Annotated in this window: 26 protein-coding genes and 1 pseudogene; 7 read left to right on the forward strand and 20 right to left on the reverse strand. The window is 66.1% G+C overall.

All coding sequences use genetic code 11. The annotated features are described in order from the left end of the window. Positions 1–12 precede the first annotated feature (12 nt). A pseudogene (locus tag J5V16_RS25880) lies at positions 13–369 on the forward strand (DUF7144 family membrane protein); the annotation flags it as partial. Positions 370–399: 30 nt separating this feature from the next. Here J5V16_RS25880 and J5V16_RS07910 read toward each other — a convergent pair. Then, complete coding sequence (locus J5V16_RS07910) at positions 400–1,518, reverse strand: aminopeptidase P family protein (RefSeq protein WP_208495526.1); 1,119 nt, start codon at positions 1,516–1,518, stop codon at positions 400–402. A gap of 161 nt (positions 1,519–1,679) precedes the next feature. On the opposite strand from J5V16_RS07910, the gene J5V16_RS07915 reads away from it, so the two are divergent. The 3 genes from J5V16_RS07915 to J5V16_RS07925 all read left to right on the forward strand — a co-directional run bounded on the left by J5V16_RS07915 (position 1,680) and on the right by J5V16_RS07925 (position 4,601). Then, positions 1,680–2,189, forward strand: coding sequence for a hypothetical protein (locus J5V16_RS07915; RefSeq protein WP_208495527.1), 510 nt, complete (start codon positions 1,680–1,682; stop codon positions 2,187–2,189). 292 nt (positions 2,190–2,481) lie between these two features. Then, complete coding sequence (locus tag J5V16_RS07920; RefSeq protein WP_243900885.1) at positions 2,482–3,969, forward strand: tyrosine-type recombinase/integrase; 1,488 nt, start codon at positions 2,482–2,484, stop codon at positions 3,967–3,969. Further along, positions 3,966–4,601, forward strand: coding sequence for a hypothetical protein (locus tag J5V16_RS07925; RefSeq protein WP_208495528.1), 636 nt, complete (start codon positions 3,966–3,968; stop codon positions 4,599–4,601). Before J5V16_RS07920 ends, J5V16_RS07925 begins: the two co-directional genes overlap by 4 nt. Before the next feature lie 48 nt (positions 4,602–4,649). Here the strand turns inward: J5V16_RS07925 and J5V16_RS07930 are convergent, their stop codons facing one another. The 10 genes from J5V16_RS07930 to J5V16_RS07975 form a co-directional block, all read right to left on the reverse strand. Continuing rightward, positions 4,650–7,295, reverse strand: coding sequence for a PHP domain-containing protein (locus tag J5V16_RS07930; protein ID WP_208495529.1), 2,646 nt, complete (start codon positions 7,293–7,295; stop codon positions 4,650–4,652). A 489-nt stretch (positions 7,296–7,784) separates the two neighbouring features. Further along, positions 7,785–8,060, reverse strand: coding sequence for a hypothetical protein (locus tag J5V16_RS07935; RefSeq protein ID WP_208495530.1), 276 nt, complete (start codon positions 8,058–8,060; stop codon positions 7,785–7,787). Continuing rightward, a complete protein-coding gene (locus tag J5V16_RS07940) occupies positions 8,057–9,025 on the reverse strand; it encodes a hypothetical protein (RefSeq protein ID WP_208495531.1) in 969 nt (322 codons plus the stop codon). The genes J5V16_RS07935 and J5V16_RS07940 overlap by 4 nt, the downstream gene beginning before the upstream one ends. A gap of 11 nt (positions 9,026–9,036) precedes the next feature. Beyond that, complete coding sequence (locus J5V16_RS07945; protein WP_208495532.1) at positions 9,037–9,816, reverse strand: hypothetical protein; 780 nt, start codon at positions 9,814–9,816, stop codon at positions 9,037–9,039. After that, positions 9,813–11,654, reverse strand: coding sequence for a type IV secretory system conjugative DNA transfer family protein (locus J5V16_RS07950; RefSeq protein WP_208495533.1), 1,842 nt, complete (start codon positions 11,652–11,654; stop codon positions 9,813–9,815). The genes J5V16_RS07945 and J5V16_RS07950 overlap by 4 nt, the downstream gene beginning before the upstream one ends. Positions 11,655–11,672: 18 nt before the next feature. After that, positions 11,673–13,178, reverse strand: coding sequence for a VirB4 family type IV secretion system protein (locus tag J5V16_RS07955; protein WP_208495662.1), 1,506 nt, complete (start codon positions 13,176–13,178; stop codon positions 11,673–11,675). Next, entirely contained in the window at positions 13,178–14,824 is a 1,647-nt protein-coding gene (locus tag J5V16_RS07960; RefSeq protein WP_208495534.1) for an SCO6880 family protein, read from the reverse strand. Before J5V16_RS07960 ends, J5V16_RS07955 begins: the two co-directional genes overlap by 1 nt. Next, a complete protein-coding gene (locus J5V16_RS07965; RefSeq protein ID WP_208495535.1) occupies positions 14,821–16,278 on the reverse strand; it encodes a hypothetical protein in 1,458 nt (485 codons plus the stop codon). Before J5V16_RS07965 ends, J5V16_RS07960 begins: the two co-directional genes overlap by 4 nt. A 43-nt stretch (positions 16,279–16,321) precedes the next feature. Continuing rightward, positions 16,322–16,867, reverse strand: a complete 546-nt coding sequence (locus tag J5V16_RS07970) for a hypothetical protein (protein ID WP_208495536.1) — start codon at positions 16,865–16,867, stop codon at positions 16,322–16,324. Positions 16,868–17,089: 222 nt separating this feature from the next. Beyond that, positions 17,090–17,407, reverse strand: coding sequence for a hypothetical protein (locus tag J5V16_RS07975; protein ID WP_208495537.1), 318 nt, complete (start codon positions 17,405–17,407; stop codon positions 17,090–17,092). 526 nt (positions 17,408–17,933) lie between these two features. Between J5V16_RS07975 and J5V16_RS07980 the strand changes: the two genes are divergently transcribed. Further along, positions 17,934–18,983, forward strand: coding sequence for a M23 family metallopeptidase (locus J5V16_RS07980; RefSeq protein WP_208495538.1), 1,050 nt, complete (start codon positions 17,934–17,936; stop codon positions 18,981–18,983). A 50-nt stretch (positions 18,984–19,033) separates the two neighbouring features. On the opposite strand, the gene J5V16_RS07985 is transcribed toward J5V16_RS07980, so the two are convergent. Continuing rightward, positions 19,034–19,303 carry a hypothetical protein gene (locus J5V16_RS07985; RefSeq protein ID WP_208495539.1) on the reverse strand — a complete coding sequence of 90 codons (270 nt, stop codon included), beginning with the start codon at positions 19,301–19,303 and terminating at the stop codon, positions 19,034–19,036. 38 nt (positions 19,304–19,341) lie between these two features. After that, positions 19,342–19,611 (reverse strand): helix-turn-helix transcriptional regulator, encoded by a 270-nt coding sequence (locus J5V16_RS07990; RefSeq protein ID WP_208495540.1) that lies wholly within the window; start codon positions 19,609–19,611, stop codon positions 19,342–19,344. A gap of 121 nt (positions 19,612–19,732) precedes the next feature. Between J5V16_RS07990 and J5V16_RS07995 the strand changes: the two genes are divergently transcribed. Further along, positions 19,733–20,377: a helix-turn-helix domain-containing protein gene (locus J5V16_RS07995; protein ID WP_208495541.1), complete on the forward strand. Its 645-nt coding sequence runs from the start codon at positions 19,733–19,735 to the stop codon at positions 20,375–20,377. 329 nt (positions 20,378–20,706) lie between these two features. On the opposite strand, the gene J5V16_RS08000 is transcribed toward J5V16_RS07995, so the two are convergent. Further along, positions 20,707–21,795 (reverse strand): IclR family transcriptional regulator, encoded by a 1,089-nt coding sequence (locus tag J5V16_RS08000; RefSeq protein WP_208495542.1) that lies wholly within the window; start codon positions 21,793–21,795, stop codon positions 20,707–20,709. Continuing rightward, on the reverse strand, positions 21,795–22,646 hold the full coding sequence (locus J5V16_RS08005; protein WP_208495543.1) for an RNA polymerase sigma factor: 852 nt from the start codon (positions 22,644–22,646) through the stop codon (positions 21,795–21,797). Before J5V16_RS08005 ends, J5V16_RS08000 begins: the two co-directional genes overlap by 1 nt. Before the next feature lie 201 nt (positions 22,647–22,847). Between J5V16_RS08005 and J5V16_RS08010 the strand changes: the two genes are divergently transcribed. After that, entirely contained in the window at positions 22,848–23,048 is a 201-nt protein-coding gene (locus J5V16_RS08010; RefSeq protein WP_208495544.1) for a hypothetical protein, read from the forward strand. A 271-nt stretch (positions 23,049–23,319) separates the two neighbouring features. On the opposite strand, the gene J5V16_RS08015 is transcribed toward J5V16_RS08010, so the two are convergent. The 5 genes from J5V16_RS08015 to J5V16_RS08030 all read right to left on the reverse strand — a co-directional run bounded on the left by J5V16_RS08015 (position 23,320) and on the right by J5V16_RS08030 (position 26,503). Beyond that, positions 23,320–24,129 (reverse strand): hypothetical protein, encoded by an 810-nt coding sequence (locus tag J5V16_RS08015; protein ID WP_208495545.1) that lies wholly within the window; start codon positions 24,127–24,129, stop codon positions 23,320–23,322. A 378-nt stretch (positions 24,130–24,507) separates the two neighbouring features. Next, positions 24,508–25,719: a sulfotransferase family protein gene (locus tag J5V16_RS08020; RefSeq protein WP_208495546.1), complete on the reverse strand. Its 1,212-nt coding sequence runs from the start codon at positions 25,717–25,719 to the stop codon at positions 24,508–24,510. A 20-nt stretch (positions 25,720–25,739) separates the two neighbouring features. Continuing rightward, the gene (locus J5V16_RS24955; protein WP_255537274.1) at positions 25,740–25,862 is read right to left on the reverse strand and encodes a hypothetical protein; all 123 of its coding nucleotides are present in this window, start codon (positions 25,860–25,862) and stop codon (positions 25,740–25,742) included. A 116-nt stretch (positions 25,863–25,978) separates the two neighbouring features. Next, a complete protein-coding gene (locus tag J5V16_RS08025) occupies positions 25,979–26,233 on the reverse strand; it encodes a hypothetical protein (protein ID WP_208495547.1) in 255 nt (84 codons plus the stop codon). Between the two features lie 36 nt (positions 26,234–26,269). Then, complete coding sequence (locus tag J5V16_RS08030) at positions 26,270–26,503, reverse strand: hypothetical protein (protein WP_208495548.1); 234 nt, start codon at positions 26,501–26,503, stop codon at positions 26,270–26,272. Between the last annotated feature and the right edge of the window lie 122 nt (positions 26,504–26,625).

Below are 26,625 nucleotides of genomic sequence, written 5' to 3' on the forward strand. Positions count from 1 at the left end.
ATCGGGGGAGCCATGGAGTCACGAAGGATCGACCCGAAGCGGGTGCTGCCCGGCTCGCTGCTGCTCATACTCGGCGGCCTCGCGCAGTCGCTCCAGGGCATCGCGGCGCTCGCGACCGGTGGGTACTTCGACGCCCCGCCCGATTACGACTTCGGCTTCAGCATCGCCGCCTGGGGCTTCGTGCACCTGGCCGTCGGCGTCCTCGCCATCGCGGTCGGCATCGGCGTCATGGGAGGCAGCCCGGTGGCCCGCCTGCTCGGCCTGGCCATGGCGACGGCCTCGTTCCTCTCCAATTTCCTCTGGCTCCCCATAGAACCAGGCTGGTCGGTGGTCCTGATAGCCCTGTCCGTACTCGCCCTGTGGTCCCTGGCGACGGCAGGCCCGCCTCTCATTGAATCCTTAGTGGACGACAGCCATGGCATGCGGCGTGTTGTTGAACCGCTCCGCACCCGTCTCGGTCGCGGTCACGATGTCCTCGATGCGCACGCCGAACCGCCCCGGCAGGTAGATGCCGGGCTCGATCGAGAAGCACATGCCGGGCACGACCTCGCGCTCCTCGCCTTCGACCATGTAGGGCGGCTCGTGCGTGGTCAGCCCGATCCCGTGGCCCACACGGTGAATGAAGTACTCGCCGTACCCGCCCGCCGTGATCGCCTCGCGGGCGACCCGGTCGACCTCCTGGCACGCGATGCCCGGCCGCACGGCCTCGAACGCCGCCTGCTGCGCCTCGCGCACCAGGTCGTGGACCCGCTGCACCTCCGGGTCGATCACATCGCCCACGTGCACGGTCCGGGTCGTGTCGGACCCGTACCCGTCCTTGAGCCCGCCGAAGTCGAGCACCACCGCGTCACCGGCCTCGACGACCCGCTCCCCCGCCTCGTGGTGCGGGTTCGCGCCGTTCGGCCCTGAACCGACCACAGTGAAGTCCACCTGCTCGTGCCCATGCTCGCGCAGCAGCGAAGCCAGGTCAGCGGCGATCTCCGACTCCCTCCGGCCCGCGAACCGCACATTCAGGATGTCCTCATACGTCTTGTCCGCAGCAGCACCCGCCGCCGCCAGCCGCTCCAGCTCATGCCGGTCCTTGACCGCGCGCAGCATCGGCAGGCTCTCGGTGAGGGCCACGTACGACGACCCCGGCACGGCCCGCTGCAACCCCAGCAGGTGCATCGCCCAAGCGTTGTCGGAGACCGCGAACCGCGTGCCGTCCCCCAACAGGGGCAGCGCAGCCGCATAGGGATCAGACCCATCCGTCCAATCAGCCATGACGACCGCCCCCGCGCCCGCCGCGTGCTCGGCATCAGGCCGCTCGAGCTTCGGCACGATCAACGCCGGCTTCCGCCCCGCCGCGAGCACCAGCATCGTCAACCGCTCGGTCACCGCCGGCCGGTAACCCGTGAAGTACTGCAGATCAGGCCCCGGAGCCACCAGCAACCCGTCGAACCCGGCCGCCGCAGCAGCCTCGGCCCCACGCCGCATCCGCTCCGCAAAGTCCCCAGTATCGAACGGCCGCAAACTCATCCCAGCTCCCATCTGCACAGCACGGACTCCTCGACCCGACCGTACCCGTCCACCGCGCCCGCCGCACTGAACCGACCGCAAGAGGAGCGAGCCCCCGCGCCCGGGGTGGCAGCGGCGGGCCATCCTGTACCGGACCGATCCGACCGAGCCGTGGAGCCGAGATGAGCGCCGCCCCCGCCGGCAAGCAGCAGCACCCCGTCCTTGCCGCGGTGCTCGTGACCGTCGTAGCGATGATCCTCCTGGCGTTCCCGATCGCACTGTGGGCCAATGCCGCCGAAATGATCAACGGCTACCGCGCCTCCCACGGCCAAGGCGGCGTCCCCGGCACCGCGACCGTCGAAACCGCGGTCGAAACCCGGCACGGCCCGGTCTGCACCGGCACCTTCACTCCCGCCGACGGCGGCCCCACTGTCGAGACCCGCATCGAGACTCCGGATGGCTGCGAAACCGGCCAGCGGTTCAACGTCCGCCTCATCGAGGGCCACCCCTCCCCCTTCACGGGCTACGGCGAACCTCGCGCCTGGGCCTCCGAAGCCGGCCAATGGATGACGTACCTCCCCCTCGTCATCCTCTTCGGCCTCCTCAGCCTCCCGATCCTCCTCCTGATCGCCATGTTGGCGACCAAACTCGCCACCCTCGCCCTACGCGGCAGACGAACCCCCGAAGTCTGACTTCCACCACCGGGCCAAAGCCGTTCCAGGACAACAAAAAACCCTGGTCAACTAATCGTTGACCAGGGTCTTCATTGGTAGCGGGAGGCGGATTTGAACCACCGACCTCCAGGTTATGAGCCCGGTCCTGTCGTAATTGCGAAGGCCCTGGGCGCCAGCGAGAAACCAGAATAACTTCCATCCTGACCTGCATGAATGCACCTCGATCCCGTACCGAGGAGCACCAGCGGGTACCGCTCGATCGCGGTTCATCGGAGCAACGAACCAGCAACGAGAACAGGATGGAACCCCCATGGGATGCTCGCTGAAGCGCCTCAACTCGAAGGGCCAGCGGCGCTGGACCGCCGTGTACTTCGACCGGCGCGGCGACCGGCGATCCGCCGGCACGTTCGCCACGAAGAAGGAAGCCGACAAGGCCTGGAAAGACGCCGAGGCCAAAGTCAACGCACGGCGCGGCGACCACCTCGTCCGCGGCCAGGTCGCCTTCCGAATCTACGTCGAAGAGACCTGGCTCCCCAACGTCACGGTCGAGGTCAAGACCCGCGAGGTCTACACCTACCAGCTCTACGCACACATCTTGGATTTCTTCGGCGACCTGCCGATGCTCGACATCTACTCCACCGACATCAAGGAGTGGCTGACCGAGCTTAAGCAGCTGGGCGTCAAGGCCACCACTAGGAAGCGCCTTAAGCAGCTTCTCAGCTCGATCCTCAGCAGCGCGGTCGATGACAAGTACATCGTCGAGAACCCCTGCCTGCTGGTCAAGACCGACCCAGTCGCGCAGAAGCCGCTCAAGATCATTACCCCCGACCAGTTCAACAGCTTCTACGAGGCACTGCCGGACGAGATGTCGAAGCTGCTCGTCGAGACCGGGATCGAGACCGGCGGGCGCTGGGGCGAGCTGACCGAGTTCCGCGTCAAGGACTGGAACGCCGATCAGCGTGCCTTCACGATCAGCCGCGCGGTAGTCCAGGTGCGGCCGGAGTTCCACCCGGAGGGTAAACGGTTCTTCGTCAAGGACTACCCCAAGGAGGGCGGCTACCGCATCGTCAAGGTGGCACCCCATCTCGCTACGAGGATCGATGCCCACATCACGGCGCATGCACTGAAGGAGGACAACCTCCTCTTCTGGTACACACCGCTACGCCATGGGTCGAGCATCCCGAACTCGGCACACTGTCTCGCTCCCCCATCGGGCAGGACGAAGCCGAGCGCGAGAGGCCGGACCTACGCTCACGGCACGATGAGCGCCTACACCGCAGGCAAGTGCCGTTGCGCTCACTGCAGAAAGGCGATGGCGACCTACCGGCGTTCCCGTCGTACCAAAGGACTGGACAATCCGCGTCCAGGCCGCCGCTGGGACACCGACGGTCACATCCCCAACCGTTGGTTCCGCGAGCAGATCATCAAGCCTGCGTTGAAGAAGGCCGAGATCAAGGTCGACATCCGGATGCACCTCCTGCGCCACGCGCACGCGTCCTGGCTCCTCAACGGAGGCGCCGACCTCATGGTCGTCAAGGAACGGCTCGGCCACGGCAGCATCACCACCACCGAGCGCTACCTTCACACGGTCCACAACGCAGACGAGACCGCTCTCGCCGCCCTCGACAAGGTGCGCAAGCACCAGCACCGGGATTCTCAACCCGATGACCGGAATCTCCGGACCATCCCGACCCAGCGCCAACCGCTCTCAAACGAGGAGCTCCTCACACAGATGGCGGCCCTACAAGCCGAGCTGACCAAACGACTGAGCGGCGGAGAGGCAGGAGCCGCGGCATGATGAAACTGCCAAGCTTCGGTCGCAGGAACCGCCACCAGCGCAGGAAGAGTGCCATTCCCGCGACAAAAGCCCTCTACATCGACGCGCTCCCCATCGGTCCCGGCCTGATCTACCCGGACATGCTGCCAGAGAACGTCTGGGGCTCAAATCTCCGCGGCATCCTCCCCAAGGCCGACTGGGACCGCCTGCGCATACCCGTATGCGAGGCGGCGGGAAACCGCTGCGAGGTCTGCGGCCAGCCGGGATACGACCCTGACACCGACAGATCGCGACGCCCCGACTGTCACGAACTGTGGCACTTCGAGGTCTCATCAACCTCGGCAGCTCAGCGGCTCGCTCGACTTGTCGCCCTGTGCCCGGACTGCCACCGCATTCAGCATGTCGGCCGGGCCTCAGTTCATGGTGAGCTTTCGATGGTCGTCAGTCAGCTTCGAGTGGTCAATTCCTGGACGGACCATGAGGTCAGCCTCGCACTCGACAACGCCGATGAGCGGTACCGGTGGCGCCGACGTTTCGACTGGGACCTCGACCTGTCACTTCTCGTGGGCAAGATCCAAGTAGAAGGAGCGCCAGATCTGTTCATACCCGCGGATCGAAGACGACTCCTCGGGAACTCGTACTCTGGCGGGTAGTTTGAGATTCGGGGCGGTGCTGTGCAGCATCGCCCCTGCCGTTTCTGACTATCTCTGCCGTACCGAGACCGCGAGCTTGCCGTGACGGCGTTGGAATGGAACCGGGCCTCCTTCAAGGTGGTAGAGCGCGAGCCGGTTGAGGTCGTGGCGCTCCAGTGATCCGCTGGCCTCCAGGCCGCCCTTGTCTGCGACCGCTGCCAAAGTAATGATCATTTCGGCGTCGGCGGAGACGACCAGGCCGGGGCTGCGGGTGGCAAGGATGTACTGACGGGCACCGCGCAGGTCGCGGAGCCGGTCGACGAGGTGCTCCTCGATCCACGGAGCGTGCAGAGCGTCTTCGGGTTGGTCGACGATCAGTGGTTCGGTTCCATCAGCCATGGCGAGGATAAGGATCGCGGTGCACTTCTGGCCGTGAGCGAGCCGCTCGATCTCCTCATACTGCCCGGTTCCAGCGGGCCGGAACTTGACGATTAGGTGGTCGTGGAGCTCGAAGCTCTGGAGTTCGAGAAGCTCGGTTTCCTTGCCTTTCGTCTTGATGGTGTCGAACAGCTTCTGGACGTCAACCAGCGGCGCGCCGGTGGCGTCTGCGACTGCCGCGGCATCCCCGTTGAGGTAAGAGCGAACAAGGCGGACAGGATCGGACTTTTTGCGGAGCAGGTCGTACGTGGGCTTCCGCAGGTTCGATCCCTTGCCGAGCCTGACCAGTTCCTCTCCGAAAGCCTTGTCCTCAGCTTCCTTTTCGAGCTTGATGAGCACCTCGTCCTTCATAAGGGCGTTGAGGTGTTGGATCCGTTCCTGCCGCCGGGCCCGCCGTTCTCGACGGATCTCCTCGATCTGCGACGTGATCTCATCGCGTTCGACGAAAGCCGTCCGAAGCGAAGGTCGAAGCCGGGTGTCAAGCCGGTCGGAGGTGTCGTCGAGCTCGGCCTTGATCGTCTGCAGCTCCTGCAACTGGCGTTGCAGCGCGGGCAGGCCGAGCTTGCCGCCGTCGTATTCCTGAAGTCGTGCAGCCAAGCGCGCTTCAAACGCACTGTTGCGCTCCCGCCACTCGTCTGCGATGGCCGCGAGTTCGGCCTGAGCGTTCGCTGAGGCGCGTTTGACTGCACCGTTGGCCTGGTCAATCGCCTCGTTGAGTGCCGTGTGGGCTGAAGTGGCACGGTTGTAGAGGTCTTCGTTCTCGCTGTTGGCAACGGCGTGGTCAAACGGTTCCACATTAGCTATGGTCGCGATCGCGGCACATCCGATCCGCTCTGTGAGGCCGCCCAGCCGCAAGCGTTCCTGGCTCCATGCCTGCTGCTGTTCAACAATGCCCGAGTCGAAGAAGCGCGTGAGTTCAGCGAGCTTGCGTTCGACTTCGGGCAGTCGTTCTAGGGCGTTCTCGGTCGATTCGATCTGGCGGCACAACTTGACAACCGTCGCGCCATTGGCTTCGAGCGATACGGCTGCTTCCTCTTCCCGCTCGTCGAGGTCGGTCAGGTCCAGCGCCGCGTCGACCAGGTCCATCCGGCCGACAGGCTCGCGAGCGTACTCGATGATCTCGCTCTGCGAGAACGCCCGGAGCTTGATCAGGCCGGCATCGACGGACTTAGCCGCGCCTCGCACGCTCTCGACTTCGGGGGCAGGCGAATCCGCACCGGAGTACGCCCGGCAAACGGTGAACTCCGCTTCCCCGATCTTGAGGTCAATGCGCACGGTGGAGTTGGTGCCCAGGGCACGGTCGAGTCGCGAGTCCACCTCTTCACGGATCTTCGGGAACGACTCGCGTGAGGTCTGCTGCCCCAAGCCGAACCTGATGATCTCGATCAGGAGCGACTTCCCCGTACCGGTGCCGCCGAGCAGGCAGTTCAGGTCCTCAGAGAACTCGAACGTCTCACCGTCGAAGAACCCGCCGGTGACCGAGACCGAGGTGATCGCCGGATGCACGGCCGGTTCCGGTGCATCGAGACGCACGCGCAACGCCGGATCGTCGAAGGCGTGTTGAAGACCGCGCAAGTCCGGCCTGGCAGCCTTGATCCAGGTGCTTCGGGCGCCGATACCAACAGCTGAGTGTCCCCCTGTCTCCTCGGGACTTGGTGCGTCCGAACCGCGCACGCAGGCGAGGACGCGCTTCCCACCGATCTTCTTCTGCACGTCTGAGACCGTCGCGAGGTCGGTGACCTCCACGGCGGCGATCCCCGAGGACCGGAGCACCTCCTTGATCCGGAAGGGAACGGGAAGTCCGAGCAGGCCCTTCGGTTTGTCGATGTGAGCGGGGATCGCCAGGCCGCCTGAGTCCGTGATAATTGCGCCAGCTTCAGCGAACCCGAACTTCGAGCACTCGGTGGTGCGGCCGAGCTGCTGAGGGGTGAACCCGAGCTGGTGCAGCACAGCGGTGATTTGCGCAGCCGGGGTCCCCTCCTCCCAGATCCCCAGCAAGTGACCCTCGCTGGTGCTGATCTCGGCGCCCGGAAGCACTATGACACCACGCACGAGCGCGGCCTCGGTCATCGCATCGCACCACTCGGCCGTGTTGTGGTCGGTGATCGCAATCGCATTGAGGCCGACACGCTCAGCGGCGTCGAGGATCTCGCTGGCGCTCGAGGCGCCGTAGTGTTCGGCGTCTGGAGAAGCGGGCGTGTGCACATGCAGATCGACGCGCCAGAACACCGCTCCAGCAGTTCCCGGGATCGGCTCTGCGGCAACCGATACTGCCACGTGGACTCCATTTCAGCACCCTTGCGACCTTTAATCACAGAGGCTTCGACTAGGGGGTATTTGAAGAATGTCGAAAATCTAAATGTCCGATAAGGATAGTAAATTCGACCAGACACTTGAGTGCCGAACCCAAGAGTTCCGATAGGAGCAGTCGATGTCAGCAGGACACTACTCCTCCTTCTTCCCGAGCGCCGCACTCCTTCACACGGTCGTGTCCAGCGGCACATTACTCGGCAGTCAACTTGGGCCCGTTGAGGGCTGAACGAACTAATGTTGATCGGTTAACTCGAAAAAAGCGATGCCCCTGGGACCAAACGCAGAGTCATATTGGCACACACTTAATGCCGAAGTCATTTGAATCCGACTTTTATACACTCCACTGCTCTCCAACATCAGCGATGCCAGATTCTCTTATCCAGAGATGAGATATGCCTGTCGTCCTTGATAGCATCGCGTCTCCGTAGACCGCATCCGTCTCACCGGCCGATGTCAATGTCGGAGCGTCCGTTGGATCTCTGCGAGGACCTCTGCCGCACGCTTCTGGGTGGCTTCGTAGAGGGCGATGGCGTTGGGGTCGGTGGCGCGGACCCAGGCGTCGGTGCCGTCGAGGTTCCACCAGTGGCCGGCGTACTTGACGGTCATGTCCAGGATCGGGGAGAGGGGCGTGACCTCGCGGTCGAGCCAGCGCTTTCGCATCTCGGTCGCGGTCATGACCTTCGGCAGGCGGTGGGAGGGGATCTCGGTCGGGGAAGGGCGGCGGTTCATCGCGTGCCTCCGGCCGGTCTCTGTGTCGGCCCTTGGCGGTGTTGGGGTTCGGGTGGGGCGTGGGGGTCGATCTGGTTCGCGTGGTGGAAGACCGATGCGGGGCTGGTGGACCGGTCCATCATTTCGGGCGTTTGCCGCTCGGCGGTCAGGCTGGCCTTGATGTCCTCGGTGAGGAGATGCTTGGCGGTGTCGACTCCGGTCTTCTGGTCGGTCTCGGTGCGGGCCAGGCGGGCGACGAAGGCGGCGTCGGGTTCGGTGTAGCCCGGTGGGGTGTCGCCGAGGCCGATGGCGATCTCGCGGGCTTTGGCGATCTGCCAGACCAAGCTGATGTCGGTGGTGAAGTCGCCGTCCCAACCTGCGGAGGCGACGGCCTCGTAGGCGACGCGGCAGCGGAAGTCCTGGACTGCTTCGGGCGGGACGATGCCGACGAGGGCCCGCGCCTGTTCGGGGTAGGCCATGAGGGCGGCGACGAGGAGTTCTTCGTGGCCGGTGCGGGTCGCGGTCTCGGGGGCAATCGCAGCTACGGCTTGGTCAGGCCAGGGGGTATCGAAGAGCTGCCGGTATTGCTCGGCGTGACGTGCATTCAGCCGCGGAGTCTCCGGGTCCGCGGTTTCACCGGAAGCGAGTGCGGTCGAGGCGTAGGTGGCGAGGTCCCTTTGGGCACTGCCGTCGAGGACCATGCCGACATAGAAGGGGATCTCGGAGTCGGCGGGAGCGTCGGCTCGGAGTCGTTCGAGGCGTTCGGCGTCGAGGCCGGGGGCGTCGGCGCGTTCGGCCGCGGCGCGAGTGAGGTCGGCGCCGCGGAGTTCGGGTTGTTCGCGGTGGAGTTCTTGGACGGCTTGGTAGACCGCGGCGTATCCGGGGTGGGCGAGGTCGCGGGCTTCGATGGCGTCGACGGCGAGTTCGGGGCGTTCGAGGACGGCGGCGAGGTAGCGGCGTTCGGCCTCAGTGATGAGTGTGGACATCGGTTCGTTCCTTACTCGGTGATCTCGGCGGCGGCGAGGTTGTCGAGGCGGCGGCGCATCTCGGCGTCGGTGATCTTGACCCAGTCCCGGGTCTCGATGTCGCGGGTCCACCAGTCACCGAAGGAGTGGACGTGGTCGCTGTCGGGGCCGTCGAGTCCGCGGGCGGTGCCGAGTTCCAGGCGGCGGTGCATGTCCCCGGCGGCGAGGCGCGGTGCCCGATCCGGTGCCACGGCGGCAGTGCTCGTAGCCGGTGCGGGGATGCCGCAGGTGGGGTCGGCGGTGAGCCATTGGGCTTTGAGGTCGGTCTTGGAGCGGTCGGCGAGGCGTCGGCCGCCGCCGTGTTCGGCGGCGCAGCGTTCGGCGTAGAAGGTGATCTGGGTGAAGAGGTTGCGCAGGTCGGTGTGCCAGTAGCGGGCGTGCTGGGCGAGGCCGCCGGCTTCGTGGCCGGTGAGGACGCCGGTCTGGGTGTCGGTGGTGTAGAGGGCTTCGCGCCACATCTTCAGCGCCCAGAGCTCTTCGATGATCCCCGGGTGCTGGGGCCAGCATTCGGGGAGCCGGGATTGGATCGACAGCTCGTAGCGGTCGTGGAGCCAGGCGACCCACTCGACCAGGCCCGCCCACGCGGCACTGCGCTGCTGGTCGGTCATGGCGTGCCATTCGATCAGGCGCCCTTTGATGGCGAGGACACCTGCGCCACCGCCTTGCGAGCCTCCGCCCTCGTCCTTGGCAGCACTGCGGCCGCGGCGCACGGTCGGTGTCGTGGGCCGCTTCGGGTGTGCAGGCTCGGTCATCGCCAGTCCCTTCGTTCGGTCGCATGGCCAGGGCGCTCCCAGGCCGCGGCGCCGACCGGTTCGGCGACGGGCGCGCCACGGCCGAGCATCCGCTTGGTCTCCTCGGCCGATCGTTCGTACGCTTTGGCCTCGCGCGATTGGTAGTGGCGCCGCATGTAGGTCTTCACTGCCGGGGTGGAGGCGTGGACGATCAGGGCCTCGCCGCGTTCGGCGTCGAGAGTGCGGACCTCGGCGGCAGTGATCGTCGAGCGCTCGTGCTCGGCCCGGGACCGCGAAGTGCCGTTCGGGCCGTGCTGCTCGTTGACGACCTGCTCGCGCCAGGTCCCGGCGAGGTCGGCGAACCACTTGGACTCCTCCCCCGCGAGGCCGGCGAGCGCGATCTTGAGGGTGGAGGCGCCCCAGAGCATGTCAGCGCCGTCCCGGCCCCAGCGTTTGCGGGCGGCGGCGATCTCTTGGAGCACCGCGACGATGAAGATGCCCGACCCGGCCGAGTACGACATGAGGGCCGGGAGGTTTTCGAGGGCGATGACGTTGCCGACCTCGTCGAGGAATTCTCCGAGTGGCGGGTCGAGGCGTTCGGCGGTGGACTGGTCGGCGAGGCGGAGGGCGACTTCGTTGACCTCGTCGACCAGGGCGTTGATGATCGGAGCGAGCTCGCTGGTCTGCATCGCGGGGGCGAGCAGGTACATGGTGCCCAAGTCGCGCAGGAACTGCTCGATGTCGATCGACTCGTTGGGGTGGCATGAGAACAGACGGCGCGCCTTGGCGGACAGGAGCGGGGTGATGGCGGTCTGGACGGTGTTGAACAGGTCGCCCTTGGAGTCGGAGTCCCCGGTGTAGAGGGAGAAGAGGTTGCCCGCCACGCCGGTGACCGCGCCGGGGTTGGCACGCAGCAGGGTGATCGGCTCGTCGTCGCGGGGGTCTAGTGCCCAGCGGACGACGTCGTCCATCGTGCGGCCTTCGAGGGCGGCGATGTGCAGCCATGCGGCAAGCAGGTTGACGGCGTTGTTGCGGAAGTAGCCGGAGTTCTTGGAATCGGAAGCGCCGTCGCCGCCGACGGTGACCATGACGTTCGCCCTCCGGCGAGCCCGGTCGTAGTCCTCACACCCGGCCACGGGACTCCACCGGAGCGGGTAGGGCCATTCCGTGTCGGAGACGTCGAGGACGGCCACGGGGCCGATCTTGCGGCGGAGCTCGTGCGTGGCAAGGACGACGTCCCGTCGGATAGAGGTGGTCAGCGCCGGACCGGGCCAGCGCCGCAGCCACGGGATGATGACCTGGCTGGTCTTGCCCTGTCGGGGCGCGGCGAGGACGAGGATCGAGTTCTCGATGCTGGCGGCGAGGCGCTTGGCGCCCATGCCGACAGTGCGGCCGAGGTCGACGGCGACTTCGCTGATATCCATGCGGCCGTTCAACCCAGGGCGGAGCCGCTTCGCTTTCTTCAAGGCGGCCCGGTGGGAGAGGGCGCGGTCGAGTTGGGCGCTGGTCGCGAAGCCCTTGGCTTCGCCGATACCGGCGAACAGCTTGATGAGGCCGACACCGGCGGCGATGATCGCCGCGAACGCCAGGACCGCGGCGACGGCGAAGCCGACGGGGCCGGGCAGGTGGCCGCGGATGTCGGCCGGCCATGCCTGAGCCGGGTCGGTGATGGTGGCGGGCAGCGCGAACGCGGCTTGCACCGTCTCCTCGACGCCGACACTGATCCACGTCCAGGAGAAGAGCAAGGCCGCAAGCTGGGCGGTCAGCCAGACGCCGGCGAGGAGGCCGATGACGATGTAGGCGCAGGCGAGGAAGATCGTGTCGCTGCCCGAGGTGGTGCTGCCGGTGCTGGTACTCATGTCAAGGGTTCCGTTGTCCTACAAGGACATGCGCTCGTTGGTCCAGGTGAGTTCTTGCTCGATGGGGGTAAGCATCATCTGGACGACGTGGGAGGAGGAGCGGCCGATTTTCCAGATGGCGCGTCCTTTGTGCTGGCCGGTCCAGGAGGCGATGTGCTGGCATTCGGTGTCGGTCAGGCCGATGGCGTCGCGGGTCATCGCGAGCGGGGCGGTGTCCTGGGCGAGGCAGATGCGGACGTCGCAGGAGCTGATGAGGCCCTTGGCGATGGCGACCTCTTCGCTGCCGGCTGCGCCGACGGCCTCGAAGTCCGAGAGCCGGTGCGTCGAGAGGACTTCGATGGTGCCGTTGGATCGCGACAGCCGCAGGTCGGCGTCGAGCTTGCGCACCATCGCTGGGATGCGCATGGCGCGCCAGAGTTCGTCGCGGATGACCAGGCGGACCGGGCCGTTCGGGTCGTCGATGGCGGTCTGGCCCCAGCTCGATGCGCACGCGAGGGTCATGGCGACGGTCTCGTCACCGCGACCCTTCATCCGTTCGAGGTTCACCGTTTGAATCGGGGCGTCGAAGTCCAATCGCACTGTGGTGGGGCCGTCGAAGAGGCCCGAGAGACTGCCTTGGACCATGTTGCCGAGCGCGTCGGCCGCAGGCCGGATGCGCTCGCGCAGTTCCTTGACCGAGTCGGCACGCAACTCTTCGACCATGACGGGGTGGGGGTCGCGGAGCACGGCCCAGACCTCGGGGATGGTCGGGTCGACGAGGTGGGAGTTGCCGTCGTGCTCGCCAGAGATGTCCTTGATGGCGTACGCGAGCGCGGCCTCCTCGGTCGGGTCGAGCTTGCGATCGAGCCGGACTTCCAGAAGGGAGGAGAGCAGGGTGATGCGGCGGCGGTGGATCTCGGCGAGCCGATCACGGAGCTCGATCGGGTCGGTCGGGAGGTGCTGGCCGAGGGGTCCGGAGTCGAGCGGGTTGAGCCGGGTCGGGAGCCCTGGTCCGAGCTCGACCGGTTCGACACCGAGCGCGCGGGCGACCTTGGCGTACTCATTTTTGATGTCGCCCAGCACGAACGTCTTCACGCCGTACGTGAGCAGGCGCAACGCCAGGCCCTTGATGGTCGCCGACTTCCCCGACCCCGGCACGCCGGTGATCAGGAGGTTCGGGTTGGTGATGAGGCCGTGGTGGAGCCATTCGATCGGGTGGCAGGAGAAGGCGCCGCCGGTCAAGCAGTCGACGCCCATGTACGCGCCGACCGGCGGCAGCGATTTCCCGTACAGCCATGGGTAGAGTCCCTGGACCTGCCCGGTCGAGGAACGGAACGCGGGCAGGTTCGGGATGCGCGGCGCGCGACCGTTGAACGGTTTGGCGAAGCCCCGCCGGGGAGGGATCGGTTCGGGGCGCTCGCGGCGCTTCCGCTGTGGTGCTGGCGCTTCGGGTTCGGTTGGGGGCGCGAGGAGATCGCCGAGGTCCGCATGCGGGAGATGCTGTGCGGCCTTGGCCTCGCGTCGGCGTTCGAGGGCCTGCTTCATCACTGCGACCACCGGGCCTTCGGCAGGCCGTAGCCCAACGGCAGGGCGGACATGGCGAAGCCGATGTCCTGGGTGTTCCACATCCGGTCGACTTCGATGCGGGCAGCAGCCGCGTCCGCTTCGAGCGCGGCAGCGGCGTCCTCGAGTTCGCGGTGCGAGGCTTCGCTGTTGTCATCGAAGTCGGTGACCGTGACGGTGATGAGTCCTGTGAACCGGACCAGACCGTGGCCGTTGGCGCGCTCGACATCCTGCTGCGCGGCGCGGTCGAGGGCGGCCTGTTCGTGCTCGGGCACGATCTGGCCGGTCCGCTGGCGCATCCGCACCGCGACCGAGCGGGCCGTGCGCTCCTTCATGACCTCCTTCTCGGCCTTGCGCGGGCCGAGCGGCTCGTGGTGCATGGAGAACGTGCGCCGATGCTGACCTTCGCCCAGCAGGGGCGCGAGCACGGTGGAGTATGTGCGCGAGCGCGGCCAGTCGTACACCCAGTACGTGATCGAGGCCGACCCGTCGTGCAGGTAGTATCCGGGTCGGGCCTCGGCCGAGGCCGGCCGCGCCAGGACCGGATCGATCCCGGCTTCCAAGCCGCCCATGTCGGCGGCTTCGCGGCGCTCGGCGAGCGAGCGCGCCATGTTGGGGGTGAACGCCGAGCGGACGACTTCGGCGAGCTCCCGCGGCTGAAGCCACGACTGCACGGCGAGATCGGCACCGCCGATCGACGCGGTCAGCGAGATGACGTGGCGGGCAAGCACCGTCGAAGCGGCTCGGGTTCCGCCGCCGGCCGAGCGGATCGCCGAGGCCGCGCGGCGCGCGTCCATGGTGAAGGCCAGGAACGATTCCCGGCTGGAAGTAGCCAGCGTTGCCGTCGACAGCAGACCCTCGGTGATGGCCTGCGTAACCTCCGGTGCTTCGGCATCGACGTGGTCGAGGTGCCAACGGCGGAGTGCCGCACCGGATTCGGGGAGGAGTCGCTGGAACGCCTGGACGCGGATGATCGGGTTGCCTTCGGTGCAGAGTCCGGCCAGGAGGCCGCCCCATCCGGCGACGCGCTGCTCGCGCCGGTCGGTGTCGACCAGCCCGAGCCCGGGGTAGGTGATGCGGGCGACCGCGGTGAAGGTCTTGTCGATCCGGTGATGGACGATGGCGATCGGCGTCCCGTCGGGGAACTCGTCCTCGAGGATCTCGATCGGCGCCAGGACGCCGGGCAGGTCGGCGCGCTTGCGCTTCCGTCCCGGGCCGTGCCCGTGCTGGGCGGTGATCGGCTCCGCGTCCGATGCAGCTTCCTCTTCTGCCGCTTCGGTTTCGAGGTCGGCGGTGTCGATGATCGGGCTCGCGTCGGGAGCGAGCGCGCCGGAGGCGAACTTGTGGAGGTCGCGCCGCTTCCCGAGTTGGTAGGAGACGTATCCGCTGATCCATTCGTCAGCTGTGCGTCCGCGAACCCGGAAGAACGCCAGTCCGATGGTGATCGCGGCGATCGGCCAGACGATGACGCCGAAGAGAAGGTCGGCGACCGTGAAGGGCCACACCGCGAGCAGCGAGGCGGCGCCGAGCATGAGCACGCGCGGTCCGGACATGCCGAACATGAAGGCCACGCGCTCAACTTGCCAGCCGAAGTAGGTGCGCACTTCGGGCTTCGTCTGCTCGCTCATCGGTTACCTCCTTGGTCGGTGGGTTTGGGGGGCGGTGGCTGGATCGGCGGTGGCGGAGTCGGGCTACTCGGGTTGCCGTGGTCCGGGGGCGGCGGTGCCGCCTGCGGTGCTCCGTGACCAGGCCGCGGCTCGCCGTTCGTGTCCGGACCCGGCGGCCGCGGGACCGGCTGGTGGTACCCGGGATAGCCACCCGGGAGCGCGTACGGGTTGGCGCCTTCGATGCCGGCGCGGGCCGCGGTCTGCTCCATCCGCTGAGTCAGTGAGTTCGCGCCCCGCTGTACCGCGCGCATCGCCATCGCGGCACCGGCAACCCACGGCCCCGCCGCCCCGGCTGCCTTCATCGCACCGCCGCCGATCGCTCCGCTCTTGTTGCCGGCCATCGCCATTCGACCCCCGACAGCCGCCATCGTGCGGGCCTCTGCTCCTTGTCCGAACTGGAGCGAGCTGGCGCTCCCGCCCATTGCGGGAGCAGTCTGCGCGCTCAGGAATCCGGCGCCGGCCCCGGCAACCGCCGCCAGGCCCGAACCGCCGCCGACGTGGGTGGAGGTGAAGGTCATGAATCGCGCGAGCGCAGGCCAGGCGAGAGCGGCGAGCAGGATGACGAGCATGCCGCTGAGGAGGGTGGCGATGTCGGTCGCGCCGGTGCCGTCTTCCGTTTCGGTCTCACCGATGAGCGAGAAGCCCACGGCGAAGATGATCGCGATCAGCGGCTTCATGATGATGAGCTGGATAGTGGCGCTCACCAACTTGTTCCACCACTGCTTGGTGGTGTGGGACATCTGGCCGACCGCGGCGATCGGGCTGGTGGCGATCAGCACGGCGATGGCCGCATTGCGCAAGATCAACTCGCCCCAGAGCACGAACAGCAGCGCGATGCCCGCGAGAGAAATGAGGAAGACCAGCGTGACCGCCAGCTCCGGGCTGGCGCCGAAGGCGAACAACGCGGCGAGCTTATCGCGGAGCTCGGCGTCGCCGTCCTCAAAGGTGTAATCGATGATGCCGCTGGCGAGTTCGTCCGAGGCGACGAGCGCCATCGAGCCGATGGTCAGCGTCGTCACGACGGCCAGGAGTGCTTTGCCCAGGCCCACAACAGCTTCGGCTATTGGTCGGCCTTCTGCGGTCACAGCGGTCCGGATGACCTGGATGAACATGATGAAGACCGAGACGATGGCGGCGATACCCATGCTGATGGCGTAGACCTTGGAGATGCCGCCGCCTGCGAGGTCGATGTTCGGGAACTCGACGAAGGCGTTGGCGAACCACTCCATCATCTGCATCATCCCGGCGGCGGCGTCGCGGGCGAGGTCGCCCATCACGGTGCTGCCGATTGAGCTGCCGACCGCATCGCCGGCTTCGTCGGCGGCGTTCGATGCCAGTTGGTCGATCGCCCATTCGTTGACAGGGCTGCAGACGACGTAGTCGGAGACTGAGGTGGGGTCGAAGTCATCGCACATCGGAGTGCTCCTGGAGGTGGGGTGCGGTTCGTGGCGGGACGGGTCAGCGGGTGAGGCGGAACCAGCCGAGTTCTGTGGCCTCGAGCGATCCGGGCTCGGCCACGAGCGATTGGTAGTCGAGGTCGCCGAAGGGGAAGCCATCGATCTTCCAGTCGCCGCCTTCCCAAACCATGACCAGCGGGGCGAGTACCGGAGACGTCTGCGGGACGCCGTCGTCGACATAGACGGTCGCCTCGCCCAGCAGCAGGAGATTCACACGGTCCGCCTCGTACCCGTAGGTCTGGTAGTTCGAGAACGCGACGATCAGGTCAGTTCCTTCGGGGACCTCGCCTTCGGCAGGGATGCCGAGGGATTCGCGTGAATCGAGTGCCTTGGCCCGCAAGCCCTCGGTGTCGAACTCGGCGAGCATCGACTCGGAAAAGATCGACGCTCCGAGCTCCTCGCCGCGGCCCGGGTCGAGGTTGCCTGAGTAGGCCGACCAGTACTCGACGCCGGCCGAGACCGCACCGGTGAGGTCGTGGTCGAAACCGGTCCACATCCCCGAGACCAGCTCGGTCCCGACGGTGTCCAGCACGAGCACTTGCGGCACATCTTCATCCGGTACTACCGGACTCGATTCGGCGCTGGGCTCTGCGGTTGCAGGAGCTTCGCCTCCAGTTGACGGGTCGCTTTCGCCGCTGGATTTCAGTGCAGCCAGAGCGAGGACTCCGGCTAGTCCGAGCGCCAGCAGTAGTGCCAGCGGCAGGGCGATTCGGCCGCCCCAACGTGATCGGGCGAGGAAGGCATTGCGTCCCATAGGTTCTGCTCCTGCTCAGGCGACGAAGGACCAGGTCGTGTTGGTGACGACGATCCAGACTCCGGCCACGACGATGCCGACGAAGGAGCAAAGGAGGGCTTTCTTGCCGAGATCTGCGGTGTCGGGGCGCTTGCTCGCGCCGCCGATCGCAATCAGCGCGCCCGCAACGACTCCGATGATGCCGCAGATGATGAGGACGATGTACTTCGCCGATGAGATCAGGAAGCTGACACCCTCCGATCCGCCGGTCGGGTCTACCGGTGCGGGGTTGGGGACGAGAGCGAGAAGATCGGCCGTTCCATTGACGGTCGAAATCGCAGTGGTGAGGTCCATAAGAGGCACTCCTGGGTTGGGGCGATTGCAATAACAAGGCCTGACACATGAACATCAAACCCGGAATTCGCATTGACGTTTGCATCGATCCGCAAGACGCCTGCTGGTGGACTAACGTAGCGGCCGTCACAGCAAGTGACAACGGTGAGAAAACGATCGTTACCATCTTGTGACATCAAATCAGCAGGTCAAGCGGTACCCATGATGGACACGTTACACTCTGCTCGTGCCTAGATACGATTTAAAATGACCAGTTGTTCCTGATTGAGAGGTTTCGAACTAATCGATCCCTCAGTCACCGAACGACCATCCCGCGTACTCATGACCCATCTAGTACCAGCCGGTAACTTATAGTCTCAAATACCATTCACCGGAAACTGTTTCAAGTAGCAGAATTGCAAAATGGCATCCGTCGGTATTGACGGTCAATCATGGAGGCCGCCTATATTGGAGCGCCGTATTGCGTGTTGCTCGGTCGAGTTCCACGCAGTCCGCTCCCCCGTCCCCGACGATCCCGGTACCCCATATGAACGCTCGCGCCCCGCTGGCCGCATTGTTGGCCCTGCCGTTCGTCGCCGCCCTCGGACTCATCGTCCTCACCGCGGCGGCCAGCGCTCCCGAATTGGTCGACGGCGGGTTCTACACCTGCCGCACCGAGGCCGAAGGGTCGGCGGCCTTGATCGAGGCGACCCAGCTCTCCGATGAACAGATCCAGAACGCCATCACGATCTACTCCGTCGGCGCCGAGCGCGGCCTCCCCGAACAGGCGATGGTCATCGCCCTGGCGACGGCGATGCAGGAGTCGAACCTTCGGAATCTCGGCCACCTGGGCGAGGCGAACGACCACGACTCCCTCGGTCTGTTCCAGCAGCGCCCGTCCTCGGGATGGGGCACGCCCGAACAGATCCAGGATCCGGTCTACGCCTCCACCAAGTTCTACGACAAGCTCGAGACCATCGGCGACTGGGAGGGCATGGCTGTCACCGACGCCGCTCAAGCAGTCCAGATCAGCGCCTTCCCCGACGCCTATGCCAAGTGGGAGCCGCTCGCCCGGCTCGCCGTCGACCTGCTCGCGACAATCGTCAACTGCGAATCGGCCGACCTGCCTGAAGGCGCCTGGACCAACCCGCTCCCGGGTGCACCGCTCGTCTCCGAGTACCGCTCTAGTGACCGGCCCGAACACGACGGCATCGACCTGTGGGCCGACAAGGGAATCCCGATCTATGCCGCCAGCGATGGCGCCGTCAACCGGGTCCGCTGCAACGCGACCCTCTACGGCGCCGACTACTCGTGCGACATCGACGGTTCCCCCGAGGTGCGGGGCTGCGGCTGGTACATGCAGATCGCGCATCCTGACGGGACTTTGACGAGGTACTGCCACATGGTGAGCGAACCGCTCTTCAAAGTCGGCGACGCCGTCGAGGCCGGCGACATCATCGGCTACGTCGGCAGCTCCGGCAACAGTTCCGGCCCTCATCTCCACCTCGAGGCGCACACCACCCACGATGCTTCCAGCGCGGACGCGACCGATCCGCTCTCGTACTTTGCCGAGCGCGGGATCAGCTTCTCGTCCTGACCCGGCCGTCGTGGTACGCCCAGCACGGCCGACCGGGATGGTCGCGTTGATCACCGGCATTCCGGCTCCCCCCACCGGGGCGCGAGCTCCTCGAGGAATCCCGAGATCATCCGCTCGGTCAGGCGCTCGCCGAGGCCGGCGGTCAAACACGAGGCCCGGAGCTGTGCAGCGTGCTCGCCGAGCCGCATCCAGCGGCCTGTGAACTCTGCCAGGGAAACTCGGTCTCCGAGCTCGCCGAGCTCCTCCCAGACCGCCATGAACTCCTCGGGATCACCCACCGCCTCTTCCAGCGTGATCTCCTCGGGCGCCTCGTACGGCAATTCGGGGCTCAGCTCCTCCCAGATTTCTCGTCGGCAGCTCACCGCTCGACCTCCGCTCGATCGTCGCCGCCGTAGAGCAAGTCGAGGAGTTCCTCGACCACCACTCGGCACCGGCCGCCGAGCTTGAGGACCTTCACGGGGAACGTCCCGGCACTCGCGTGCTCGTACGCGGTGTTGCGGCTGATGCTGAGGATGTCCGCCGCCGTCATGAGCGGGCACGTGGTGCCGAGCGCTTCGATTTCCTCACGCCGCCACATGCGGTTCGCGCTGAATCGCGGCGGCTTCCTGGTCAAGGTTCGACGCTGCATGACGCCTCCAAATCTCGCAGTTTCGACAGGATCGCTTCGAACCTGTCCGCTTACCTGCATTGATGGTGCGCCCGCCGCTACGATGACCGACAGACGTTTCGCAAAAACGACAGGACCCCAGATGGCACGCCCGAAATCAGACTCAGCGACTCCAGGGCCGCTCACGCCGTCGGACATCGTCCTCCGACGCATTCGCACCATCTCCGAGAGCCAGGGCCTCTCGATCTCAGCGCTCGCCCAGCGCCTCCTCGAGCACGGCTTCGTCATCAGCGACAACCGGCTCTGGAACCTGGTCTCCGGCCGCACCAAACTCCACGTCGACACGCTCTTCGCCATTGCCGCGGCCCTCGGCGTGTCTCCGCTTGCGCTGCAGACGATGCCAACCGACAGCGATGAAGAGATCCAGCCGGCACCCGGGGTGCAGGTCTCACCCAGTCGGTTCAACGCCTGGATGACCGGCACTGCACCCCTTCCTGGCTCCAGCAAGTCGGCCTACGCCGAGCATCACCCGTACGAAGCGCAACTCGGCCGATTCAGGGGCGACCTCGACGAGCGAGCCCAAGCCCTGGCGCTTCGGCTCGCCTCCCACGCCGACGAGGCCGCTTCGGCTGCCGAAGTGCTTCGTGCTCAGGCATTGCAGTACGCGGCTGCACTCCTAGAAGGAAGTCCCTCGGAAGACGTCTTGCGCTCGGCTGAAGCGCTGTCGAAGCGCCTGGGAATCGATCTGAGAGGCATCGAACGTCCGGGACACAACGGCCGCTCCTAGCAGGCGAAGTGGCGACGGCCCGCCAGTACATGCCTGCGGCGGTCACGAGGACGGCGGCGACTGCCTCAGTGACCATCGCACTCGGCTGAGCATAACTGGACCAATACAATGTTCAGGCCACTATCGGCGGCCGCTCGCGTGGCTTCGGGCCACCGGGTCCATGGTGGCGCCGCCGCTGCCGTACCGACAACGTCAATGTCCCGAGTATGGCATGAGGGCTACGTCGTCACCACGAGCTGAATTAGCTGTTCGGGCTGTTTCCGTGTCGCTTCGCCTCCGCGCTTTCGGCGATCCGCTGCTTTAGCTTGTTCAGCGGGAACAACGCTCAGTCAGTTCGTCGAGTTCGACTTTCGACCCGACAGTCTCCCCAAGTCCGGGATGGACATCAAGTCTCGTGCAGCGTCCCGGAGCAGCTGAGTGATGCGCGGCCATGACGTGCGGATCTCCTTGAGCGGGATCATCGCCCCGAAGGCGACAGCATTGTCCGGGCTCGCCTTGGCATTGACGAGCACGGCCGCCCCGGCCATACCATCCTTGAACTGGCCCATTTCGGCGTACACCCCGGACTCGCCGTAGATGGCAAGGTCATATTCCAAGGCGTCCGGTTCGACGAGGGTGCGGCGTGTAAACGCGCGCATCCCGGCGGACCGCAGGAAACGTGCGCGGTCGGCGGGCTGGAGGGTCGCGAGGAGCGCCTTGCCGAGCGCAGTGGCATGTGCGCCATCGTCGAAGCCGGCGGCGAATTCTTCAACGTGCGGGGTGCGGAGGCCTTCGACCATATCGGTGATGGCTGGTCGGCCTTCGACGAAGCGGCCAAGGAGGGTTGAGTAGCCGGTTTCGACCGAGAAGCGGTCCATGTATTCGGCGAGGGTCAGCGGTCCGGTGGTGGCGCGGGTGAGTTGAGAGTAGCGGGCAGAGACTTCTCGGCCGAGTTTGTAGCGGCCGTTCTCGTCGCGGCGCAAATACTCCTCGTAGACGAGGGTGCGCAGGAGGTTGTAAGCAGTCGCTCGGCTGAAACCGCAGTCGAACGCGATGCGCGCGGCGGTGACGCCTTCGGGATGGCGGCCGACAAGCTCCATGATGCGCAATGCTCTCTGGACGCTCTGGATCATCTTGGTCGGTTCAGCTTGCGAGCGTGCATTCCACACCGCAGTGTCCGGGCCCGAGGGCGACGCTGAAATCGATCGAGCACCCGACGCTGCCGCTGGCCGTTGATCTTCCCCGCTTCGGACCTCAACGGGTGGCGAGGGGATTTCCGGTTCACGGTCCTGCGGGGGAGTTTGCGCGGTAGCTGTCAGAGCGGCAGTGCGAAGCACGTCTTCGGCTTCGTCTCTGGTGATGCGATCTCGCAGGGAACGTGCTCCGACACTGCCGAGTGAGGAGCGTTCCAGCAGTTCACCGGACTCTTCAGGGTCCATTACCGTCCCCCTTCCACGGGTGTGCTCGTGATCTGCTTGAGGTTGGTGCGAGCTCGGTGAATGAGTCCTTCGACGGCTCGCTCCGACGTGAGTCCCAGGATCTCCTTGATCTCGCTCTGCCGGTAGCCCTTGGTGCTGAGAAGGAGGGCTTGCCGTTGCTTTTCAGGCACACGGTTGAGGGTCCGGAGCAGCATGTCGTTGTTGCACGCCTGCGTTGCCGGGTCGACGTTCTGGTAGGTGGCCGCAGGCTCGGGAGCTTCATGGAGTTCCAGCTGCGAGTGTCTGCGCTCGTGCCTGCTCCACTGCCGGAACGGATTCGGTACCTGGTACAAAGACGACCCGATGAAGTAAGTCGGTAGTGACGCTCCGCCGGAAGCCTGCCATCCGCCCTGGCGCAGCGCCTTCTCCTCGAATATCGGGAGTGCGCGGGCGATCGTGAAATCCGCGATCTCACCCCGGGCGTCAGGGTCCCGGTGCAACCGCTCCAGTTCCCACACGGTCGGTCGGAGCCAAATCTGTCGTTCGTTCAGCAGTGTGAACGCTCGACCGGAGTACAGCCATGCTCGCATGACCGCGAGGCCGTAGCGGACCAGTTCGATTTGAAAGTTCCGATAGGCCGGTCCCGAGAAGTCATCGGCGGCGAACTTGCCGACCAGGGCTTCGTCTGCGAGGCGTCGATCGAGGTTGCCTCGCCGCCGGTGGGCCTCATCGGTGTGGGGCGTCGCCCCGAGGTCGGCGACGTCGCCCGCGTGTACGTCCGGCTTGCAGTCGTTGTCAACTTTTGCAGGTTCTAGCGCGCTCCCGGCGATGGCGCGCGGGACTGGAACCCCGTCGCCACTGGACAACGCCAAAGCCTGCTCCTTCTGATCCTGGGGTGCGGCCTGCCGCGGTCAGCGGCATCGCCTCTTCTATGTCCGAGGACGGTGTTCACCCCACGCGCTCATCCAGATTTTTTCTGCGAGTTTCAGTACCTGGCCGCGGCGTGGGGTCTGTGCCCACGAGAGACATAAGAGCGCCGTCAGTTTGAACTGCAAACCGATCGGAGAGGGCTCATGTTTTCGATTCGAACCTCGGTCATCGTCTTCGCGGCCACGGTATTCGGCGTGCTCACCGGAGGCCTCAACTACCTCGACTCGCATTCTCCCCTGAGCGCCGTCCTCTATGGCATGGGGGCATTCGGCGCCTCCATCGTCGTGTTGCACAGTGTGATCGAACGAGATGCGCCACGTGGCGGCGATGGTGAAACAGGTTGAATATGGGCACTCCTCGCAAACGTCCACTTTCGGGGGTAGCCCACCTGTGGCGAGTCCTCAATGCATCGCTGGCAGCGTGCGAGCAGGGACGAGGTTGAGCTCGGCATCCTCGACGACGTCGAAGGCTCTCCGTCAACCCGTTCGGATTCCAGCGGCGATCGAAACTCTAGGACTCTCGGTCGGACTCACGCTTACGGTCTAGGGCGTCAAGGCTCGCCGTATCGCCGGTCTCCGGTCGGCCTTTCACCCGCTATTCGAGCGAGACGCCGGGTCAGTACAGCTGCCCGGTCCAGGTGTAGGACGGGTCGTTGGTCCACGAGCCCTCGCACTCGGACTGTCCGTAGCCCGCGTAGACGCAGTCCGAGATGTACGTCTCCCGTTGAGCTGCAACGTAGTCTGTTCGGTCGCCGAACAGCTGCCCGGTCCAGGTATAGGACGAGTCGTCGGTCCAGGAGCTCTCGCAGTCGGATGCCGTGTAGCCGGCGTCCTGACATTCGGAGAGATATACCCCCCGCTGATCCGAAACAGAACCGCCGCCCGCTAGGGTGCCGGTCCAGGTGTAGGACGGATCGTTGGTCCATGAACTCTCGCATTCGGCAGCCGTATATCCGGCGTTCTGGCAGTCCGCGACGTAGATCTCCTGGGAGGTCAGCGCCGCGGGCTCCGCCTGGTCGATGGATTCGACTGGATAGAGCTGGCCGGTCCACACGAACGACGGGTCGCTGGACCAGGAGGTGGCGCATTGATCGGCGGTGTATCCGGCATACGCGCAGGCGTCGAGGTAGGCCTTCTCCTGGTTTGCCGGCGTCTCCGAGGCGTCATCGAGGTCGGGCGGGCCGCTCCAGCGCTTCGAACTGTCGGTCTCCCAGTACAACTGGCACTGGTCGGCCCAGTACCCGTCCGCGGCGCAGTCCTTGAGGTACTTGACATAGTCGCCTTTGGTGAACGGCTCGTCGCCGCCGAACCAACCGCCGACGGTCGAGACGTCGACGATGAATCCGAGAACTGCAGCTACCGCGAAGAACAGCCCGACGAGCTTGCCGGTGCTGATCTGGCGACTGGGTGGCGGGGTAGTGCTCACCTCCCCGAGCGTACTGAGGCGGGCGACTGCCGCCTGCCCAGCGCGGTAGGCCCGCTGCGGGCATTCAGGGCAGAAGTAGTAGCGAGAGAACATCGGCACCAAGTGATGTCAGCAACCCGACACCAGGCGTTCCAATGTGGGCATCCGGTGCCCTGGTAAGAGGAGTAGGGCACGCCTACTCGCACGCTTGCCGAGGGCCCCTCTTCCGCAACGCACCAAGCCGCGCCCTTCGACCAGGTCAACTCAGCCCGGGTGTATTCGCGCTCCTCGGCGGTCCGTTCGACCGCCAGCTTCCTGCCGTCGACCCCGAACCGGGCGATCACGAGATCGTCGTTGAGGGGCCGTCGCCCGGCCCTGGTTGCCATGCCTGGGGGGTGCTCAAACGGAGCTGCCGAAGGTCGGCGGGTCGGCCAATCTCCCGTAGTCGCCGAAGGCGCCCTGGACGTCCGTCTCGTTGATGCCGTATCGGTAGAGGGTGTATTCGTGGGGGCGGCCGGGACGGCGTTCGGTGGCTCGGCGGACGCGTTCGCGGTCGGCCGGCGTCCACTCGAGGTCGAGCGAGCCGAACAGGTGCTCGATGACGCCGAGCGGGTCGGCGGTCAGCGCGGGGTATCGCAGGTCGATGATCTGCGAGCGGGGAATGCGGGTGCGCGCGTCCCGGCCGCGTTCGACCAGACCGGACATGGTGGCGATCGCCATGCGGCCGATGTCGTGGAGGTCGTCCTCGCCCAGGCGGCGCAGGTGCAGTGCCCTGCTGGTCTCGACCAGCGAGCAGATCGAGCCGACCACGTCGACGGGGTCGCGATGCGTCCACACGATCTGCGCATCGGGGAACATCCGCAGCACCAGGTCGAGGTGGCCGAGGTGGGTGGGGCATTTGAGGACCCAGCGGGCGCGCTCGCGCCCGTGCTGCAGGACTTGGAGACCCTGTTTGAGGTACTGGTAGTCGGGCTCGAAATCGTGCGAGGCGAGCCAGGCCTCATAGCCGGGCAGCGGCGCGCGCGCCAAGTGCTGCTCGCCGTGGGGCAGGAAGAACGCGCACTCATCGGGATGCTCGGCCCGCTGGGGGTGGATGTCGCGCATCGCGGGAGCGAACGCGGTGACCACGTTGAGCGCGTTGTTGACGCCGCGGATGATCCGGCGCTCGTCGCGCTCGGGCAGGGCGAGGCTGGTGTGCATCCACTCCCAAAGCCTGGGGCCGCGTGCGCGGGAGGCGGCGGCGAGGATGCGGTGGGTGAGGGTCGTGGCGGTGCGTGGGAGCCCGACGACCACGATCGGCCGCGAGATCACTTCCTCGGCGATGTCCGGGTGCTCGGCGATGAGTCGCCGGACCCGGGCGCGGTTGGCCAGGCGCCCTTGGACATCGGAGGCGAAGGCATACCAGCCCACGGGCGAGAGCCGCTCGACCTCGGCGACCTCGCCGAGGAGGACGCGCATGTCGGCGAAGAACTCGTGGTCGTCGGCGTCGGTGATGCGGATGTCGTGGCGTTCCATGGCGTTGCGCAGCACGCGGCCAGCGTCGATACGGGGCGTCAATAGCCTGAGGCCGGCGTTGATCGCCGGGAGCGCGGGATGGGTGCGGCGGTGCATGACGAACTGCCTTCCGGGAGTCAGGGGATGAGGGTGGTGACCAGGGTCGACCCGATCATGAGTACGAGGACGACCACGCCGAACATGAGGGCGATCTTGTCGCGCAGGTGTTTGGTCCGGCCCTTCCAGTAGGGGCTGAACACGAGGAACGCTGCGATGACGCAGCATGACGCCGAGGCAGGCGCCGGGGGCGCTTTCGATGTCGCGGAGCATCTGGGCGGGATTCTCATCCATTGTGGATCAATCTGGGTTGGTTGGTTCAGAGCGGTGGTTGCGGGGGCTGGGCGCGGCGGTACTCGCGGATGCTGCCTGCGCCCCAGACGATGCAGGCGGCCATGCCGAGCGCGATGCCGCCGAGGACGACGAGCGCGTACGGCACATCGAGGGTGCCGTTCTCGGCGTCGAGGGCGACTTTGACGGCGAGCCCGGTGAGCACGCCGGTACCCAGGCCCGGCCAGAACAGCCGGGTCAGGTACGGGACGGCTCGCAGCACGAGCGACACGATCACGCTCACGCCGCACCCGCTTCCCTAGGGCCTGGGCACGAAGCGCTAGTTGCCGTGGATGTTGAACTTCGCCGCACCGCCGCAGACCGGGCAGGGCCGGAATCGTCTGGTCCGTGAGAGACGGGCCCAGGACAGCCAGACGGGCTCGAAGTCTTTGCCCGAGCCGCGGCAGGCGGCACAGGTTTCGAGTGGGTAGCGGTGCCGGGAGTAGAAGACGGCGCCGATCCATGCGGCGACGATGACGATGGCGACGATGACGGTCGCGATCGGGTGGGACATGGCGGATACCTGCAGGGAGAGGGTGAAGAAGTGGCACCGAGGGCGGCGGGAATAACGGCGTTGACCAGCTCGCGCTGCTGGTCGGGCGACCAGGCGCGGTGGCGGCTTTCGGCCGCGAGGAA

This window comes from Glycomyces niveus (assembly GCF_017592475.1).
In the GTDB taxonomy this organism is placed as follows: domain Bacteria; phylum Actinomycetota; class Actinomycetes; order Mycobacteriales; family Micromonosporaceae; genus Glycomyces; species Glycomyces niveus.

Coding starts and splice junctions, on each gene's coding strand:
- J5V16_RS07910 (WP_208495526.1), bottom strand. CDS start 1,518: ATGAGTTTGCGGCCGTTCGATACTGGGGACTTTGCGGAGCGGATGCGG.
- J5V16_RS07915 (WP_208495527.1), top strand. CDS start 1,680: ATGAGCGCCGCCCCCGCCGGCAAGCAGCAGCACCCCGTCCTTGCCGCG.
- J5V16_RS07920 (WP_243900885.1), top strand. CDS start 2,482: ATGGGATGCTCGCTGAAGCGCCTCAACTCGAAGGGCCAGCGGCGCTGG.
- J5V16_RS07925 (WP_208495528.1), top strand. CDS start 3,966: ATGATGAAACTGCCAAGCTTCGGTCGCAGGAACCGCCACCAGCGCAGG.
- J5V16_RS07935 (WP_208495530.1), bottom strand. CDS start 8,060: ATGAACCGCCGCCCTTCCCCGACCGAGATCCCCTCCCACCGCCTGCCG.
- J5V16_RS07940 (WP_208495531.1), bottom strand. CDS start 9,025: ATGTCCACACTCATCACTGAGGCCGAACGCCGCTACCTCGCCGCCGTC.
- J5V16_RS07945 (WP_208495532.1), bottom strand. CDS start 9,816: ATGACCGAGCCTGCACACCCGAAGCGGCCCACGACACCGACCGTGCGC.
- J5V16_RS07950 (WP_208495533.1), bottom strand. CDS start 11,654: ATGAGTACCAGCACCGGCAGCACCACCTCGGGCAGCGACACGATCTTC.
- J5V16_RS07955 (WP_208495662.1), bottom strand. CDS start 13,178: ATGAAGCAGGCCCTCGAACGCCGACGCGAGGCCAAGGCCGCACAGCAT.
- J5V16_RS07960 (WP_208495534.1), bottom strand. CDS start 14,824: ATGAGCGAGCAGACGAAGCCCGAAGTGCGCACCTACTTCGGCTGGCAA.
- J5V16_RS07965 (WP_208495535.1), bottom strand. CDS start 16,278: ATGTGCGATGACTTCGACCCCACCTCAGTCTCCGACTACGTCGTCTGC.
- J5V16_RS07975 (WP_208495537.1), bottom strand. CDS start 17,407: ATGGACCTCACCACTGCGATTTCGACCGTCAATGGAACGGCCGATCTT.
- J5V16_RS07980 (WP_208495538.1), top strand. CDS start 17,934: ATGAACGCTCGCGCCCCGCTGGCCGCATTGTTGGCCCTGCCGTTCGTC.
- J5V16_RS07990 (WP_208495540.1), bottom strand. CDS start 19,611: ATGCAGCGTCGAACCTTGACCAGGAAGCCGCCGCGATTCAGCGCGAAC.
- J5V16_RS07995 (WP_208495541.1), top strand. CDS start 19,733: ATGGCACGCCCGAAATCAGACTCAGCGACTCCAGGGCCGCTCACGCCG.
- J5V16_RS08000 (WP_208495542.1), bottom strand. CDS start 21,795: ATGGACCCTGAAGAGTCCGGTGAACTGCTGGAACGCTCCTCACTCGGC.
- J5V16_RS08010 (WP_208495544.1), top strand. CDS start 22,848: ATGTTTTCGATTCGAACCTCGGTCATCGTCTTCGCGGCCACGGTATTC.
- J5V16_RS08020 (WP_208495546.1), bottom strand. CDS start 25,719: ATGCACCGCCGCACCCATCCCGCGCTCCCGGCGATCAACGCCGGCCTC.
- J5V16_RS08030 (WP_208495548.1), bottom strand. CDS start 26,503: ATGTCCCACCCGATCGCGACCGTCATCGTCGCCATCGTCATCGTCGCC.